This window comes from Polyangium sorediatum, assembly GCF_029946465.1.
GTDB lineage: Bacteria > Myxococcota_A > Polyangia > Polyangiales > Polyangiaceae > Polyangium > Polyangium fumosum.
On record NZ_JARZHI010000030.1, the window covers coordinates 1 to 16,952 of the forward strand.

The 16,952-nt window shown below is 68.6% G+C and carries 17 protein-coding genes; 5 read left to right on the forward strand and 12 right to left on the reverse strand.

The features are described 5' to 3' along the window. The 3 genes from QHF89_RS28285 to QHF89_RS28295 all read left to right on the forward strand — a co-directional run. A partial coding sequence (locus QHF89_RS28285) for a serine/threonine-protein kinase (RefSeq protein WP_284721032.1) occupies nt 1-2,573 on the forward strand: 2,573 nt, incomplete at its 5' end. Nucleotides 2,574-2,578: 5 nt separating this feature from the next. Then, the gene (locus QHF89_RS28290; protein ID WP_136973379.1) at nt 2,579-3,601 is read left to right on the forward strand and encodes a tetratricopeptide repeat protein; all 1,023 of its coding nucleotides are present in this window, start codon (nt 2,579-2,581) and stop codon (nt 3,599-3,601) included. A gap of 258 nt (nt 3,602-3,859) precedes the next feature. Then, nucleotides 3,860-4,627: an HMG-box domain-containing protein gene (locus tag QHF89_RS28295; RefSeq protein ID WP_136973380.1), complete on the forward strand. Its 768-nt coding sequence runs from the start codon at nt 3,860-3,862 to the stop codon at nt 4,625-4,627. Nucleotides 4,628-4,764: 137 nt separating this feature from the next. Here QHF89_RS28295 and rpsS read toward each other — a convergent pair whose 3' ends face one another. The 9 genes from rpsS to rpsL form a co-directional block, all read right to left on the reverse strand. Further along, the gene (gene rpsS, locus QHF89_RS28300) at nt 4,765-5,064 is read right to left on the reverse strand and encodes a 30S ribosomal protein S19 (RefSeq protein WP_136936256.1); all 300 of its coding nucleotides are present in this window, start codon (nt 5,062-5,064) and stop codon (nt 4,765-4,767) included. Between the two features lie 7 nt (nt 5,065-5,071). Then, a complete protein-coding gene (gene rplB / locus QHF89_RS28305) occupies nt 5,072-5,902 on the reverse strand; it encodes a 50S ribosomal protein L2 (RefSeq protein WP_136973381.1) in 831 nt (276 codons plus the stop codon). 3 nt (nt 5,903-5,905) lie between these two features. After that, the gene (rplW, locus tag QHF89_RS28310) at nt 5,906-6,205 is read right to left on the reverse strand and encodes a 50S ribosomal protein L23 (RefSeq protein ID WP_136936254.1); all 300 of its coding nucleotides are present in this window, start codon (nt 6,203-6,205) and stop codon (nt 5,906-5,908) included. Between the two features lie 11 nt (nt 6,206-6,216). After that, a complete protein-coding gene (gene rplD / locus QHF89_RS28315; protein ID WP_136936253.1) occupies nt 6,217-6,840 on the reverse strand; it encodes a 50S ribosomal protein L4 in 624 nt (207 codons plus the stop codon). A gap of 9 nt (nt 6,841-6,849) precedes the next feature. Continuing rightward, on the reverse strand, nt 6,850-7,161 hold the full coding sequence (gene rpsJ, locus QHF89_RS28320; protein WP_012233476.1) for a 30S ribosomal protein S10: 312 nt from the start codon (nt 7,159-7,161) through the stop codon (nt 6,850-6,852). A gap of 15 nt (nt 7,162-7,176) precedes the next feature. Beyond that, nucleotides 7,177-8,367 (reverse strand): elongation factor Tu, encoded by a 1,191-nt coding sequence (tuf, locus tag QHF89_RS28325; protein ID WP_136968310.1) that lies wholly within the window; start codon nt 8,365-8,367, stop codon nt 7,177-7,179. A gap of 3 nt (nt 8,368-8,370) precedes the next feature. Further along, complete coding sequence (gene fusA / locus QHF89_RS28330) at nt 8,371-10,485, reverse strand: elongation factor G (RefSeq protein ID WP_136968309.1); 2,115 nt, start codon at nt 10,483-10,485, stop codon at nt 8,371-8,373. 286 nt (nt 10,486-10,771) lie between these two features. Next, on the reverse strand, nt 10,772-11,242 hold the full coding sequence (gene rpsG / locus QHF89_RS28335; RefSeq protein ID WP_136932397.1) for a 30S ribosomal protein S7: 471 nt from the start codon (nt 11,240-11,242) through the stop codon (nt 10,772-10,774). A 46-nt stretch (nt 11,243-11,288) separates the two neighbouring features. Continuing rightward, nucleotides 11,289-11,687 carry a 30S ribosomal protein S12 gene (gene rpsL, locus QHF89_RS28340; protein WP_136932396.1) on the reverse strand — a complete coding sequence of 133 codons (399 nt, stop codon included), beginning with the start codon at nt 11,685-11,687 and terminating at the stop codon, nt 11,289-11,291. Nucleotides 11,688-11,841: 154 nt separating this feature from the next. Between rpsL and QHF89_RS28345 the strand changes: the two genes are divergently transcribed. Continuing rightward, nucleotides 11,842-12,693: a hypothetical protein gene (locus tag QHF89_RS28345; protein WP_136968308.1), complete on the forward strand. Its 852-nt coding sequence runs from the start codon at nt 11,842-11,844 to the stop codon at nt 12,691-12,693. Between the two features lie 130 nt (nt 12,694-12,823). Beyond that, on the forward strand, nt 12,824-13,699 hold the full coding sequence (locus QHF89_RS28350; protein ID WP_284721033.1) for a hypothetical protein: 876 nt from the start codon (nt 12,824-12,826) through the stop codon (nt 13,697-13,699). 19 nt (nt 13,700-13,718) lie between these two features. Here QHF89_RS28350 and QHF89_RS28355 read toward each other — a convergent pair whose 3' ends face one another. From QHF89_RS28355 to QHF89_RS28365, 3 genes are read right to left on the reverse strand one after another with little or no spacing between them, the layout of a single operon-like run. Further along, a complete protein-coding gene (locus QHF89_RS28355; protein ID WP_136968307.1) occupies nt 13,719-14,762 on the reverse strand; it encodes a hypothetical protein in 1,044 nt (347 codons plus the stop codon). Between the two features lie 46 nt (nt 14,763-14,808). After that, entirely contained in the window at nt 14,809-15,267 is a 459-nt protein-coding gene (locus tag QHF89_RS28360; protein WP_136968306.1) for a hypothetical protein, read from the reverse strand. Between the two features lie 41 nt (nt 15,268-15,308). Next, a complete protein-coding gene (locus tag QHF89_RS28365) occupies nt 15,309-16,934 on the reverse strand; it encodes a glycoside hydrolase family 57 protein (protein ID WP_136968305.1) in 1,626 nt (541 codons plus the stop codon). Nucleotides 16,935-16,952: the final 18 nt, after the last annotated feature.

Below are 16,952 nucleotides of genomic sequence, written 5' to 3' on the forward strand. Positions count from 1 at the left end.
CCGCCGTGGCGCCGGCCGCGTCGCCCGCCGTGGCGCCGGCCGCCGCCGCCGGGCCGAAGCCCGTCCCCGCTGCGGCCGCGCGTCCGCCGCAGCCCACGGTCGTCGGTGTCGCGGCGCCCGGGGCCAACGGAAAGGCGCCGCTCGGCGTGAAGGCGCCCGCCGTGTCGGCGCCCGTGGCCGCGCCCGCCGCCGAGAAAAAAGACGCGGCGGAGGACAAGGCCGCAGGCCCGACCGTGCCGAAGCTCGGCGCCCCGAAGCCGATGACGCGTCAGCGGACGCTCGTGGGCGGCGTCGAGCCGCCGAAGCCCGCAGCCGCCGCCCTGCCGAAGCCCGCCGCGAAGGTCGAGCCCGCCGCCGAGGCGAAGGCGCCCGCGGAGGCGAAGGCCGCGGACAAGCCGGCCGACAAACCCGAAGGCGCCCCGGCCGCCGAGGCAAAAAAGCCCGTCGTGCCGCCGCCGGCGAAGGCCGCGCCGCTGCCGCAGAAGCCCGGCATCAGCATCCCGAAGCCCCCGACCCCGCCGGTGGTCGGCGCGAAGCCCGAGGTGCCCAAGCCGCCGCCGCCCGTCCGGCCGGTCGCGGAGTCGCTGCCCGGCGAAGACATCGAGATCGACGACGACGCGGACGCCTTCAAGGTCGAGGTGAAGGACGCGCCGAAGGCCGAGGAGCCCAAGGTCGAGGCGAAGAAGCCCGAAGAGCCCAAGGCCGAGGAGCCCAAGGCCGAAGCGAAGAAGCCGGAGGAAACCAAGGCCGAGGAGCCCAAGGCCGAGGACAAACCCGAGCACGTCGTGGTGACGAAGTCCGAGATGCCGACGGTCGTCACGAAGACGCCGACGACCGGGCCTTCGCCAGCCGAGAGCGACGGCTCCGAGGCGCCCGTGTCGCGCACGAAGGCGACGGCGCTCGATCGCCTGAAGCCCGGCAGCACGCTCGGGCGCTACGAGATCCTCCTGCGCGTCGCGAAGGGCGGCATGGCGTCCGTCTGGGCCGCGCGTCTGCAGGGTTCGCGCGGCTTCCAGAAGACCGTCGCGATCAAGACGATGCTGCCGGACGTCTCCGACGATCCGGATTTCGAGACGATGTTCCTCGACGAGGCGCGCGTCGCGGCGCGGATTCGGCACCCGAACGTGGTCGAGATCTTCGACCTCGGGGAGCAGGACGACATCCTCTACATCGTGATGGAGTGGGTCGAGGGCGACACGCTGAGCACGGTGCAGAAGGCAGCGAAGACGCTCGGCGGGATCCCGCAGAACATCATCCTGCGCCTCGCGTCGCAGATCTGCGCAGGCCTGCACGCCGCGCACGAGCTGCGCGACGACAACGGCGCGCTGGTCGATCTCGTCCACCGCGACATCTCGCCGGGCAACATCCTGATCTCGACGTCAGGCTTCGCGAAGATCGCCGACTTCGGCGTGGCGAAGTCGCGCGGGCGTCTCTACGTCACGCGCGCCGAGGGCGTCGTCAAAGGCAAGACGCCGTATCTCTCACCCGAGCAGCTCGGCGGTTTGCCGCTCGATCGCCGGAGCGATCTCTTCTCGCTCGGCGTGCTGCTCTACGTGATGGTCACGGGCCTGCACCCGTTCCGCGGGGAGACGGAGTTCAAGACCGTGGAGAACATCGCGCTGAAGGACCCGATCCCGCCGCGCGAGCTCGTCCCGAGCATCCACGCGGACTTCGAGAAGGTGATCCTGAAGGCGCTCGAGAAGGACCGGACGAAGCGCTACTCGACGGCCGGCGAGATGCAGCGCGCGATCGATCAGGTGTCCTCGCAGGTCGGTACGCCGATCACGGACGAGGACGTCGCCGACTTCGTGCGCAAGGTGATCGGCGAGGCAAACGCGAAACGCGCGGCCGAGCTGCGCGCCGCGATCGCCGCAGCCGACGCGAGCCTCGCGGCGGATCGCGCGAGCATCCCGCCGCCCATCACCAGCGAGCCGAAGGTCGACTCGAAGCCGGAAGCGCCCGCGAAGGCCGGCAGCGAGGCCGCGGACGTCCCTGTGTTCGGCGACATCGGCGCGGCAAGCCCCGCCGTACCGGCCGCGCCGCCCTTGCCGAGGCTCGAGACGCTGCAGAGCGTGCCGGTCCCGACCCCCACGACCGCGCAGCCGGCCGCAAAGGACGACGACGACCTCCTGCTCGCCGCGCAAGCGTCGCAGAAGAAGCGGGTCCTCATCGGGGTCGGCGCATTCGCGGCGATCGCGATCGGCGCCGCCGTGGTGCTCTCCGGCGGCGGGGACAAGACCGAAAAGCCGACGCCCACGCCCACGGCGACGGAGCAGGCGCCTGCGGCGCAAGCCACCACGCCGCCGCCGCAGCCGACGGAGGCGAAGCAGCCCGAGCCGCCGCCGACGCCAACGGCCGAACCGTCGAAGGCGGAGGAGCCGAAGGCCGAGGAGCCCGCCGTCCCGGCGCCCGAGGCGACCCAAGCGGCCGCCGGCGAGAACAAGGCGCCGACCACGTGGAAGGCGCCTGCCGTCAACACGACGAAGACCGTTCGTCCGCCGTCCACCGGGACGAGCAAGACGACGAACAAGACCACCAAGAAAACAACCAAGTTCGATCCCACCGGAATCTGAGCGCCGTGCGAACCAGAACAACCGCGATCGCAGCTCTCTTCGTTGCTCTCCCCGCGCTCTCGGTCCTCGGGCCGACGGACGCCCATGCGCAAGCCCCCGCCGCGGCAGCAACGCCCTCCGCAGCGGACGTCGCCGAAGCCAAGAAGAAGTTCGAGGCCGGCTCGAACCTGTTCAAGACCGGCAAGTTCGAGAAGGCCATCGAGGAGTTCCGCGCCTCGTACGCCAAGGTGAACAGCCCGAACTCGCACCTCTACGTGGCGCGCTGTCTGCGGGAGATGGGCAAGCTCGTCGACGCTTACCTCGAATTCGAGAAGGTCGCAGCCGAGGCCCAAACCGCCGGCGAGAAGTACGCACAGACGGGCGAGACTGCGAAGGTCGAGCGCGACGAGCTCAACACGAAGCTCACGCTCGTGAGCGTGGACGTGGCGACGCCCGAGAGCGGCGCGCGTCTGACCATCGGAGGCGTCGAGGTGCCCCAGGATCGCTGGGGCAAACCCTTCCCCGCGATGCCCGGCACCGTGGACATCCGCCTCGAGTCCGGCGCGAAGCCGGCTGCGTCGCAATCGCTCACCACGGCCGCAGGCGAGTCGAAGACGGTGTCGATCGGCTTCGCGAGCCCCAAGACCGGCGGCGGCGATGGGAGCGGCGACGGCAGCGGCGACGGCGGCTCCGGCGGCGAGACCGGCAGCAAGGGCATGTCGGGGATGCGGATCGGCGCGTTCGCGGCCGGCGGGCTCGGCGTCGCGGGCTTCGTGACGTTCGCGGTCTTCGGCTCGATGTCGAATGCGACGTACGACGACCTCAAGGCGACCTGCGGCGGTCCGTGTCCTGCGGATCGGCAAGGCGACGTCGACAAGGGCAAGATGCAGCAGACGGTCGCCAACGTGGGCCTCATCGTGGGCGCCGTCGGCGTGGCTGCAGGCGCGACGCTCTTCGTGCTCAGCCTGAAAAAGGACAAGAAGCCCGAAGCCGCTCACACCGAGCTCGTCGTCGGCCCGGCCCACCTGGGCGTCCGCGGGACGTTCTGAGCGGGTGGCCAACCACGACGCCTTTGCATCGACCGCATCGCGGTCGATGCACCCAAGGTCCAGGGCCGTGCCCTGGTCCGGGTCGAGGGGTGGACAACCCCGGGGTTTGGGGCGTAGCTCGGCTTGCCGAGCGCAGCCCCATCGTGGACCAGTCGGGTCCGGGGTGAAACCCCGGCGCTACGCCGTCAAGTACCCCCTGAACAAGCCTCGCAGGCTGTTGAGGGACGCCGCCACCGCCCGGTATCCTCTCCCCACGTCATGACCATCGTCGGCTTGCCGCCCGGTCGCGCCCCGGATTCCGCTGCGCCCCTGCCCCGCCCTGTCATGCTCGGGATCGCGGGCGCGGCCGGCATCGTGGCCGTGATCGTGCTCGCCATCATGCTCCGCTCGTCGCCGTTCCCGGACCTCGACGAGGCCCGCGACGACACGAGCGCCTCGAAGGATCCGGGGGCGGCGGCTGAGGCGCCTTCCGACGACGAGGACGCGCCGCGGGCGCAAGCTTCGGCGGGCAACTCGCGCGAGCTTCGCGCGCGGCTCGCGAAGGAGGTGCGTGCGGCCAAGGTGAAGGATGCGACGGCGACGCTCGAGTCGCTCGTGGCTGCGGATCCGCGCTCACCGGAGGACGCGGACGTGCGCTCGGACATCCTCGAGCTCGCGTCGAAGGCGGCCTTCGCGGGGGGCGCCGAGGTCGACAAGGTCTTCGACCTCATCAGCACGAAGATGGGCACGCGCGGGCCCGACGTCCTCTACGCGCTTGCGACGAGCAAGGGCGGCTCGAAGGCGGCCGACCGCGCGGTGGAGCTCATGAAGCAGGAGGCGGTGCGAAGCCGCGCGACGCCTGCGACGCGGATCGCCTTCGACCTTTGGGCCGCGAAGAGCTGTCCGGATAAGGCGGCGCTGCTCGACCGAGCGCGTGAGGAGGGGGACAGCCGCGCGCTCAGTTGGGTGATGGTGATGGGCCGGACGTGCAAGATGTCCAAGGACCCGAAGGTCCAGGAGACGCTGGACGCGCTCAAGTCGCGCTGAGGGTCCGCGGCGCGCCGACCGCGATCGCAGCTGGGATTCGAAAAGCGAAGGAGCTCGCCCCTCGCCGAAGCGGAGAGACGAGCTCCTTGCGAGCGAGCTCCCCAGGGTTTCCCCTGGGAAGCTCCCTCGAATGACCCTCAGCGACCGCCGGGGGCCTTGCCGACCTTCGCCTTCTTGTCGCCGGAGTGGCCGTGGAAGGTGCGGGTCGGGGCGAACTCGCCGAGCTTGTGGCCGACCATGTTCTCCGTGACGAACACGGGGACGAACTTGCGGCCGTTGTGCACGGCGAAGGTGAGTCCCACGGCGTCGGGGACGATGGTGGACCTGCGGGACCAGGTCTTGATGACCTTCTTCGGGCCGCCCGTGGCCTGCGCCGTCTGGATCTTCTCCATCAGGTGGCCGTCGACGAAGGGGCCCTTCTTGATGCTACGCGGCATGGCTCAATCAACCCTTGGTTCCGCGCCGACGGATGATCATTCCGTCGGTCCGCTTGTTGTTGCGAGTCTTGAGGCCCTTGGCGAGCTGACCCCACGGCGAGCAGGGGTGACGACCGCCGGAGGAGCGGCCCTCGCCGCCGCCCATCGGGTGATCGACGGGGTTCATGGTGACGCCGCGGTTGTGCGGACGACGGCCGAGCCATCGCGAACGGCCGGCCTTGCCGAGGGTAATGTTCGCGTGGTCGGGGTTCGAGACCTGGCCGATGGTGGCCCGGCAATCGAGGTGCACCTTGCGGATCTCGCCGCTCGGGAGACGCACCTGGGCGTAGTCGCCGTCCTTGGCCATGAGCTGCGCGGCGACGCCGGCCGAGCGCACGAGCTGGCCGCCCTTGCCCTTCTTGACCTCGATGTTGTGGATCGAGGTGCCGGGCGGGATGTGGCGCAGCGTGAGGCTGTTGCCGGGCTTGATGTCGGCGTTGCGGCTCGCGACCAGCTTCGCGCCCACGCTCAGGCCATCGGGGGCGAGGATGTAGCGCTTCTCGCCGTCGACGTAGTGGAGCAGGGCGATACGGGCGGTGCGGTTCGGATCGTACTCGATGGCGGCGACGGTCGCGGGGATGCCGATCTTGTCGCGCCGGAAGTCGATGATCCGGTAGCGCTGCTTGTGGCCACCGCCGCGGAACCGCGAGGTGATGCGGCCGTAGTTGTTGCGCCCGCCCGTCGAGGTCTGCTTCTCGATGAGGGAGCGCTCGGGCTCGGCCTTGGTGATTTCCTTGAAATCACTGACCGAGTAGTAGCGCCGCGCCGGAGAGGTCGGCTTGAAGTTCTTGATACCCATGGCTTACTCCGACTTCTCCTCGTCGAAGAACTGGATCTGGTCGCCCGGCTTGAGGGTGACGATCGCCTTCTTCCAGTTGTGCAGCTTTGCGTAGCCGCGCCCCATGCGCTTGTCTTTGCCGCGCATGACGAGCGTGTTCACTTCGACCACGCCGACCTTGAAGAGCGCCTGGATCGCGTCCTTGATCTGGATCTTGTTCGCGTCGCGGCGCACCTCGAAGATGACCTTGTTGCTATCTTCGCGGAGCCGGGCCGACTTCTCGGTGAGCATGATCGGCCGACGGATGATGTGCTCGGGCTGCATGGCGTGTTCCTCTACCGAAGGCAGCGCGCTTCGAGCGCTTTGGCCGCCTCTTTCGAGACGACGAGGTGGTCGTGGCGGAGGAGGTCGTACACGTTGACGCCCTCCGGCGGCAAGAACTGGTGTGCGTCGAGGTTGCGGATCGACTTCACCAGCTTCTCATTCGAGGCGCTGTCGACGACGAGCGACTTCTTGCCCGCCTGCAGGGCCCCGAGCGCGTCGACGATCGCCTTCGTCTTGATCTCGGGCAGCTCGAGGCTGTCGAGGACGATGAGGCGACCCTCCTTGGCGTACAGGGAGAGCGCGCTCTTCAGCGCGCCGATGCGCACCTTGCGCGGCGGACGGTAGGACCAGTCCTGCGGCTCGAGCCCGTGCGCGGCACCGCCACCCGCGTGGTGCGGGGCGCGGATCGAGCCCTGGCGAGCGCGGCCCGTGCCCTTCTGGCGGTAGAGCTTCTTCGTCGAGCCAGCGACCGCGCTGCGCTCCTTCGTGGCCTTGGTGCCGGCGCGCCGCGAGGCGAGCTGGGCCTTGACGACCTCGTAGAAGAGCTGCTCCTTGACCTCGGCGCCGAAGACCTCGTCCGAAAGGTCGATCTCGCCGACCTGCTCCCGCTTGAGGTTGTAGACGTTGACTTTCATGGCGCGCTCCTAGCTCTTGATCTCGACGTCGACGCCTGCCGAAAGATCGAGCTTCATCAGGGCGTCGAGGGTCTGCTGCGTCGGCTCGATGATGTCGAGGAGCCGCTTGTGCGTGCGGATCTCGAACTGCTCGCGCGACTTCTTGTCGACGTGCGGGCCGCGGAGGACCGTGTAACGACGGATCTCCGTGGGCAGGGGGATGGGGCCCGCGACATGCGCGCCCGTTCGCTTCGCGGTCTCGACGATGTCGCTCGTGGACTTGTCGAGAAGCTGGTGATCGAACGCCTTGAGGCGGATCCGGATCTTCGTGGTGTCGGCCATGACGCTGCTTCTTCCTTACTTGAGGATCTTCGTCACGATGCCCGCGCCGACGGTCTTGCCACCCTCGCGGATCGCGAACCGCATCTGCTCTTCGAGCGCGACCGGCGCGATGAGCTCGATGTTCATCGTGATGTTGTCGCCCGGCATCACCATCTTCACTCCCTCGGGGAGGTTGACGGTGCCCGTCACGTCCGTCGTCCGGATGTAGAACTGCGGGCGGTAGTTCGTGAAGAACGGCGTGTGACGGCCGCCCTCCTCCTTCTTGAGAACGTACACCTCACCCATGAAGTGGGTGTGCGGCGTGATCGAGCCCGGCTTCGCGAGGACCTGGCCACGCTCGATGTCGTCCTTCTCGACGCCGCGCAGGAGGCAACCGACGTTGTCACCGGCGATGCCCTGATCGAGCAGCTTCCGGAACATCTCGACGCCCGTGACCACGGTCTTGCGCGTGTCCTTGAAGCCGATGATCTCGACCTCTTCGCCGACCTTGACCACGCCACGCTCGATGCGGCCCGTGGCCACCGTGCCGCGGCCCTTGATCGAGAACACGTCCTCGATCGCCATGAGGAACGGCTTGTCGATCGCGCGCTCCGGCTCCGGGATGTACGTGTCGAGCGCCTCGAGCAGCTCGCCGATCTTCGCCTCCCACTTGGGGTCGCCCTGGAGCGCAGGCAACGAAGCACCACGGACAACCGGCGCGTTGTCGCCGTTGAAGTTGTACTTGTTGAGGAGCTCGCGGACCTCCATCTCGACGAGGTCCAGCATCTCCGGGTCGTCCACCGCGTCACACTTGTTGAGGAAGACGACGAGGTAGTTCAGGCCGACCTGGCGCGCGAGGAGCACGTGCTCGCGGGTCTGCGGCATGACGCTGTCGAGCGCGCTGACCACGAGGATCGCGCCGTCCATCTGCGCGGCGCCCGTGATCATGTTCTTGATGTAGTCGGCGTGGCCGGGGCAGTCGACGTGCGCGTAGTGGCGCTTCGGCGACTCGTACTCCACGTGCGCCGCCGCGATCGTCACGGTCTTCGTCTCGTCACGGACGGTGCCGCCCTTGGCGATGTCGGCGTACTTGATCTCTTTCGCAAGCTTCTGCTTGGACTGGACCTTGACGATGGCCGCCGTGAGCGTCGTCTTGCCGTGATCGATGTGACCGATCGTGCCGACGTTCACGTGGGGCTTCGTTCGACTGAATTTCTCCTTGGCCATTGCCTAACCTCGCTGCTTGGCGACGATCTCTTCCTGGATCGCGACCGGGACTGGTGCGTAATTCGAAATCTGCATCGTGTGCGTCGCGCGGCCCTGCGTCTTCGAACGCACGTCCGTCGCGTAGCCGAACATCGAGGCGAGCGGAACCTCTGCGCGCACGACGCGCGCATTTCCCCGCTGCCCCATGTCGAGAATCCGCCCGCGACGGCTGTTCAGGTCGCCGATGACGTCGCCGAGGTATTGCTCCGGGCAAACCACCTCGACCGACATGACCGGCTCCAGGAGCACGAGGCCCGCGCGCTTGGCTGCCTCCTGGAACGCAATCGAGCCAGCCACCTCGAAGGCGGGGCCCGACGAGTCGACCTCGTGGTAGCTGCCGAAGTGCAGCCGCACCTCGACGTCCACCACCGGATAACCAGCGAGCACCCCGCGCCCGAGCGCGTCTCGAATCCCCTTCTCCGCGGAGGGGATGAACTCCTTGGGGATGATGCCGCCAGTGATGTCGTTGACGAAGACGAACCCAGCGCCGCGGGGCGCAGGGCCGAGATCGATCACGACGTGACCATATTGACCGTGCCCGCCGGTCTGCCGGACGAACCGACCCTCGACATCGGTGACCTTGCGCATCACCGTCTCGCGATAGGCGACCTCGGGCTTGCCGACGTTGGCGTCGACCTTGAACTCGCGCTTCAGGCGGTCGACGATGATCTCGAGGTGCAGCTCGCCCATGCCGGCGATGATCGTCTGCCCGGTCTCCTCGTTCGTGAACGTCCGGAAAGACGGGTCCTCGAACATGAGCTTCTGGAGCGACACGCCGAGCTTGTCGAGATCCGCTTTGGTCTTCGGCTCGATCGCGATGGAGATGACCGGGTCCGGGAACTCCATCCGCTCGAGGACGATCGGGTGCTTCTCCTCGCAGAGCGTGTCACCCGTGCGCGTGTCACGGAGACCCACCGCCGCGTAGATGTTGCCGGCGTAGCAGGTCTTGACCTCTTCACGCTTGTTCGCGTGCATGCGCAGGATGCGCCCGAAACGCTCGCGCTTGCCGCGCGTCGAGTTGAGGACGCTCGAGCCGCTCTCGACCGTGCCCGAGTAGACCCGGAAGTACGTGAGGTGGCCGAAGGGATCGTTCATCACCTTGAACGCGAGCGCGGCGAACGGCTCGTTGTCCGCCGCCTTGCGCGTCACCACCTTGTCCTTCTTGTCCGGATCCGTGCCCTGCACCGGCGGGATGTCGACCGGCGAAGGCAGGAGCTGGAGGATCGCGTCGAGCAAGAGCTGGATGCCCTTGTTCTTGAACGCCGAGCCGCAGAGCACCGGCACGAGCTTGAAGTTCAGCGTGCCCGCGCGGATCGCCGCGTAGATCTCTTCCTCGGTGACCGAGGCGGAGTCGCCGCTGACGAACTTCTCCATCACCGCGTCGCTCGCGTCCGCGCACGCCTCGATGAGTCGCTCCCGGAGCTCCCGGCACTTCGCCTCGAGATCCGCAGGGATGGCTTCCCACCTGTACTCGGCGCCCTTCGTCTCGTCGTCGAAGACGGCCGCGCGCATGCGGACGATGTCGATGACGCCGCGGAACTTGTCCTCCGCGCCAAGCGGGTAGTGCACCGCCACCGCGTTCGTACCGAGCCGGTCCTTCATCGAGTCGACGCACATGTCGAAGTCCGCGCCGATCTTGTCCATCTTGTTGATGAACGCGATCCGCGGGACCCGGTACTTGTCCGCCTGACGCCAGACCGTCTCGCTCTGCGGCTCGACGCCGTTGCCACCGTCGAACACCGCGACCGCGCCGTCGAGCACGCGCAAGCTGCGCTCGACCTCGATCGTGAAGTCCACGTGGCCGGGCGTGTCGATGATGTTGATGCGGTGCCGGATCCCCGCGCTCGGGCCTTCCTTCGGCTCCCAGAAGCAGTTTGTCGCCGCAGCCGTGATCGTGATCCCGCGCTCCTGCTCCTGGACCATCCAGTCCATGGTCGCAGCGCCCTCGTGGACCTCGCCCAGCTTGTAGTTGACGCCCGTGTAATAGAGGATGCGCTCGGTCACCGTGGTCTTGCCCGCATCGATGTGGGCCATGATCCCGATGTTTCTCGTGCGCTCCAGGCTGTATTCGCGGGCCACTGCTTCCTCCTGCGGTCGGTTTGTCTTTGCTGATGTCGGGCGTCAGTCTCGTTTGCGTCGCTGTCGTCGCCGTTCGTCGCTTCGAACCCCGAACGCACGACACCCTCTCCAGCCCTGCCCGCCTCCGTTTGGCGTGCTTCGAGAACCTGGAGAGGGTGTCGGGGTACGTTCGTTGGCGGCGCGCTTCGCGCCGCCATGTTCGAGCACGTAACCCGATCCTTATGTCGCCTTCGCCATCTCGCTCGACGTGTCTCCTGCCGTGTCCGACCGCTCTAGGTCCGAACGATCACCAGCGGTAGTGCGCGAAGGCCTTGTTCGCCTCCGCCATCTTGTGCGTGTCGTCCTTCTTCTTCACGGCGTTGCCGCGGTTCTGCGCCGCGTCGATGAGCTCCGCCGCGAGGCGCTCGCGCATCGTCTTCTCGCCGCGCGAACGCGAGTACGTCACGAGCCAGCGCATCGCTAGCGCCACGCGACGCTCCGGCCGAACCTCGACCGGGACCTGATAGGTCGCGCCGCCAACGCGCCGGCTCTTCACCTCGAGCTTCGGCTTGACGTTGTCGAGCGCCTTCCGGAAGACCTCGATGGGCTCCTCCTTGAAGCGGTCGCGGATGACGTCGAACGCTCCGTAGAGGATGCTCTCCGCCGTCGCCTTCTTCCCGCTCAACATGAGCGAGTTGGTGAACTTGGCGACGAGCTTGTCCTTGAACTTCGGATCCGGAATGATTCTGCGCTTCGGAACTTCACGTCGACGAGGCATGGTGCTTCCTTCTGGCGGACTGTGATCGGGGGAGAGCGAGCTCGGCTCAGCTCTTCGGACGCTTCACGCCGTACTTCGAGCGCTTGCGGTTGCGGGTCGCCTTGTTGGTCGAGCTCGGCCCCGCGGCGCCCGAAGCGTCGAGCGTGCCGCGCACGACGTGGTAACGAACGCCCGGCAGATCCTTCACGCGACCCCCGCGAATGAGCACGACCGAGTGCTCCTGCAGGTTGTGCCCCTCGCCCGGGATGTAGCTCGTGACCTCCATCTGGTTGGTGAGGCGCACGCGACACACCTTGCGGAGGGCCGAGTTCGGCTTCTTCGGCGTCGTGGTGTACACGCGGACGCACACGCCACGCCGCTGCGGGCAGGACTTGAGCGCCGGAGAGGCCGTCTTGTAACGAGCGGCTTCGCGGCCGTTTCGGATGAGCTGGCTGATGGTCGGCATGGTGGTTCGTCTACCCGGAATCGGGGGACGCGGAGGATACTCGGCGAAGGGGCCATGTCAAGCCGTCCGAGAACGGACTTTCCACCCCGGTTGCTTTTCCTGCCCTGGATCCGAGGTTTTGCCTGATCGAACCCGCTTCGGTTAGCGTCGGATCGTGAGCAAAAAGCTTTCCCGTGCCCAGCGCAAGGAGCACCGAGCGCGCGCCGCGCATTCCCCGTCGGTCTCCACATCTGTCTCCAAGCCGACCCCGACGGCCAGCCCGGCGCAGGCCTCGCCGGCCGCCCCCAGCGAGACGAAATCCAACGAGGCCACGCGCGCCTCGAGCGTAGCCGCGCCCGCCGCGACGCGCCAGGCCACGAAGGCCACCACGAAAAACACCTCGGACACCGTCGCGAGCAAGAGCGCTGCGCCCGCGTCGAAAGCGTCGGAGAGCAAGGCCGCGAAGAAGTCTGCGAAGGCGACCTCACGCGCCGCAGAAGCGACGCCGACGACGGAGAAAGAGGAGAGCACGAGCAACGCGATCGAGCCCGCGAAGAGGAAGGGCCCGAAGAAGGAGCACGCAGTGCTCGTGCTGCTCGGCCTCGTGGCGATCGCGTTCGTGTTCGTCTACCTCGGGCAAGGGGGTTCGTCCCCAACGGTTGCGCCGGACAAACCTGCCACGAACACGCAGGAAAAGAAGCCTGCGCCGAAGCCGGAGGCGCAGCCGGAGACGAGGCCCGCTTCGCTGCCGTTGCCTCCGATCCAGGCCGCGCCGACGGAAGCACCGACGCCCACGAGCGACGCCCCCACGAAGGCGAGCGCCACGGTGACTGCGGAAGAGCCGCCCGCGGCGAAGGAAGCGCCCGCGGCGAAGGAAGCGCCCGCGGCGAAGGAGACGGCCTCGAAGCCCACCGCGAGCCCGACGGGGACCCCCGCGGACAAGCCGAAAGCCGCGACGAAGACCGGCGCGAGCAAGCCCGCAGCACCGAAGGCGCCGAGCCGTCCCGCCGAGGATGCCTACGAGTGATCGCTCCCTCGACGCGGGAGCACGCTTGACGCGCCACGTGCATCTCGTTTTTCGTTATCGTAAAAGCGAGCGCAGCCCGCGGGACCTCGATTCCCCTCGCACAGAGCCCCTGCCGAAAGGACAGTCCTCGATGCCCACGTTGCCGGATCCGGAGCTTCTTCGCGCGACGCCCGCCGCTCGCCGAGCGCGCGCTTCCCTCGCGTGTGTCGCCGCCTCCGCGCTGGGCCTCTCCTTGCTCGCGATGGGCCCCGCGGCGCACGCCCAGGCGCCGCAAGCGCCGCCTCCGCCGAGCACGGCACAGGCGCCCGCAGAGCAGCCTGCCGCGCCTCCGCTCGCCGCACCTCCGCCCGCGCCAGGCGTCACTCCCGGCGCGCCGCCCCCGACCGGTACGGGCGCGGCAGCGCCTCCGCCCGCACCGCCGCCGCCCGCAGGATACGGCTATCCGCCCGGGTATGGCCCGCCTCCGCCCGGATACGGCCCGCCCCCGCAAGGCGGCGAGTACGGCCCACCTCCGCCCGGATACGGTCCGCCGCAGCAAGGGTACGGTCCGCCGCAGCAAGGATACCCGTACGGATATCCGTACTACGGCCCCTACTACGGCGAGCCGCAGCCGACGCCTCCGCGCTACGAGCGCAAGAGCACGCCGATGATGGTCGGCGGCATCCTGGCCACGACCGCGGGCATCGTCGGTGTGCTCGCCGGCTCGGCGATCGCGAGCACCGCGGTGAGCCAGATCCCGATCTACTGCGAGTCACAGTTCGGCCCCACGATCTGCGAGACGCGCTCCGACGAGACGCAGCAAGCCGTGGGCTACGGCATCCTGATCACGGGTGTCGTGGCGCTCGGCGTGGGCGTGCCGCTGTGGGTGATCGGTAGCAAGCGTGTGCCCGTGAAGAGCGACGAGACCACACCCGACGCGCCCTCCACGACCACGCCGGCCGCGCCGCAGACGAGCTTGCGCCTCCTCGTGAGCCCCACGTCGGCGGGGCTTCGCGTCACGTTCTGATCACGTCGCGCCCGCGACGTCAGATGCAGCTACCACTCCCATCACACTTGCTGAGCGCGCCGCCCGCATTCGTGCACGAGGCGCCCTCCGGAGCAGGGCCCGTCGACGCCGTGCCGCCCGAGCACACGGGGATCGTGCAGTCATTCGGCGTCAGATCGATCGGCACGTCCGCGTCGTCGGGCTGATCCAGCGTGCCTCCCATGCCGTCGCACACGGTGCTGTGGCAATCGCCGGGCACCTGCGTCTCCAGGACGACATCCGTGCCGGGCAAGGGCATCTGCGTCACGCACACGCCCGCCGCACATGAGCTCGGCTTGCACGTGGAGGAGCCGCCGCACGCGGTGCCGTCGAGCTGCGGCGTGTGGACGATCGCGCCGGTTTCGCCGCACGACTCGACGTCGCACTCGTTGGCGTCGGGCGGGGGCACGTCGCTCGGCGCGGGCGCCGGGACGACGAGGCCGTTCATGTCGCAAACGGCTTGCAGGCAATCACCGAGATCCTTGTTCGAGACCGACTTGCCCACGTCGAACCCAAGGCCACACGCGTTCGTCATCGTGTTGCACACGGCCACGTGGCAGAGGCCGCCCTGCGGACACTGCGCCGCCTCGGTGCAACCGATGCACAGGCCGCCCGAGCACATCAACACGCTGCTCGCGCCGCACGACGCGCCGTCCATCGCAGGATCCGGTGCGTGGCTCGGCATGCCTGCCGCGCACGTGTCGAGGGTGCAGGGGTTGTAGTCCTCAGGTTTGTCCGTGTCGTCGACGACCTCCTCGATCGTGCCGTCGGCCTTGCATTGCTTGCGTTTGCAGTCACCGGGGACGAGGCCGTCGAGGACGAGTTTGCCCTCGGGCGCCTGGGTCTCGACGCAGGCGCCGGCGACACACGCGGCGATCTTGCAAGGATCACTCGCGCCGCACTGCGCGTCGCTCGTGCACACGGGCTCCGATCCGCCGCCCGACGCCGACGCCGACGCGGAGCTACCGTCCCCTCCGCCTCCGCACGCAGCCGCAAACACGAGACCAGCAACACCGAGCCCGAAGAGGCGATCGAAGCGAAGCATGGAGCGATCGTCTCCGCGTGCAGCGATCGCTGTCAACTCGTGCCGCTCAAGGAGCCGTTTGCGCGAGGCAGGAGAGAAGATACGGGCCGCACGAGGTCTCGACGCAAGCGTCACACGCCTCCACGTCCACCTCGGTGCCACCGCACACCGGCGTGAGCGAGCAGCTCGGAGAACAGACGCTCGTCGCCTCGCACCGGCACTGTTCGAGCACGGCGTGGACGTCGACCGAGCTCGGACACACCGGGACGTCGGCAGGCTTCGCCACACGCGCGCTCGCGAGATGGGCGCATGGGATGCAGGACTCGGCGACCACCGCGCCACCCGTGCCGCCGCCGCCCTCACCAGCGCAGCCCTTCGCGGTCGGGTTCGTGTCGCAGAGCGTGGCCCAGTCGGTCGCGTGGAAGAGATCACTGCCGCAGGCGATCGACGCGAGCGCGAAGCACGACGGCAACAAAGACGCGAGACGGGGCAAGCTCGAACGAACGCGCATCGCGAAGATGAGCATCCGTGATCCAGGGGCGGATCGACAAGCCCAAGATGCGGTCGTCACGCATCGAACGCGTCGCGCAAGCGCTCGCCTCGGAGCTCGGCGAGGAACGGCGTCCGCTCGCACGTCGCCTCGATCCACCGCGCCTCGCTCTCGCCGATCCAGTCGCGCCCCGCAAGCCTGCAAAGCCGATCCACGCGACTCGCGTGCGCGCGCACTCGCGCCGCCGCATACGCCGCCATCTCTCCGCGCCGGATCATGAAGCCCCAATCGCTCGCTTCGAGCAACACGAGCTCGCGGATCGCCTGATCGAGCGCGCGCCCTGCGAGCCCGTCCGCGCCGCGCCGCGCCCGCACGAGCCCCTGCACGGTGTTCTCGGCATGGCGCACGTGCCGCACGAGGTGCGCCGGCGACATGCCCTCCGTGCGGCCGGGATCGAGCGCGCGCCCGAGCCACGCCTCGCCAAAACCGCCCTCGCCCCACGACGAAGCCGAAGGCTCGGCCACCGTGAGCGAAGGCTCAGTCGCGAGGTAGGCGCCGAGCGTCACGGGTGCGATCTCGCCTGCGCGCTCTGCGTGATGCAACGCTCGCAGCGCGTGTTCGAGGAAGATCGGCCCTTCGAACCACCAGTGGCCGAAGAGCTCGGCATCGTACGGCGCCACCACGACGGGCCGCGGGCCGCGCCCTTGTGCTGCGCGTAGCGCGGCGGCCCGCTCGGCCACGAAATGCGAGGCATCCGCGCGCGCGCGCGCCTCAGCCGCGGCCGGATCCCACAGCGCCTTGTGGGGTTCCGGACCCGTGATGCGGTGGTACTTGAGGCCCGTCATGAGGCGCGTGCCGTCGGGGCCGATCTCCCCTGCGAGCGCGGCTTCCGGCAGATCGAAGCCGATGTCGCGGTAGAAATCACGATAGTCCGGGTGCCCCGGATACCCTGCCTCGCGGGACCACACTTCCCGCGAGGCCCGCGGATCACGGCCGAAAAACGCGACGCCCGCGGAGGAGAGGATCGGCGCGAGCACGCCCCGCGGAGGCCGCGGCAACGCGAGATCGAGGCCGTGCGCATCGAGCACCGAGTACCCCACGCCCGCCGCCGCGAGCTCCGGCAAGAGCGAAGGATCGTAGCCACACTCGGGGAGCCACAACCCACGCGGCCTTCGCCCCACGAGGGCCTCGAACGCGCGCAGGCCGAGTTTTACCTGCGCACGCGCGCTCGAACGCGTGAGTGCGGGTAGATACGCGTGCGTCACGCTCGTCGTCAGGAACTCGATCGAGCCGCGATCTTCATGGCCCGCGAGCGCGCCGAGCATGTCGCCGGAGATCCGCTCCCACACCGCGCGCGTGGCCTCGAGCCGCGACCGATAAAACGCCACGATCGGACGCATCGCCGCGTCACCGCTCGTCCGCCGCTCTTCCTGCGCCGCGAGTTTGTCGAGCCTGTCGAGGTGCAGAACGAAGCGCTTTCGAAGCAGCGGATCGGCGAGCATCGCCGCGAGCGTCGGGGACACCGACACCGAGATCCGCGCCGCGATCCCGTCCGCTTCGAGCCGCGCGAGCACGTCGAGCAGCGGCAGGTACGACTCCCACAATGCCTCGTGCAGCCATCGCTCTTCGAGCGGGCGTGCGTGCTCCGGATGGCGCACCCAGGGCAGGTGCGCGTGCAGGACGATCGCGACGTATCCCAGCATCGGCCGCAGAATAGAGCG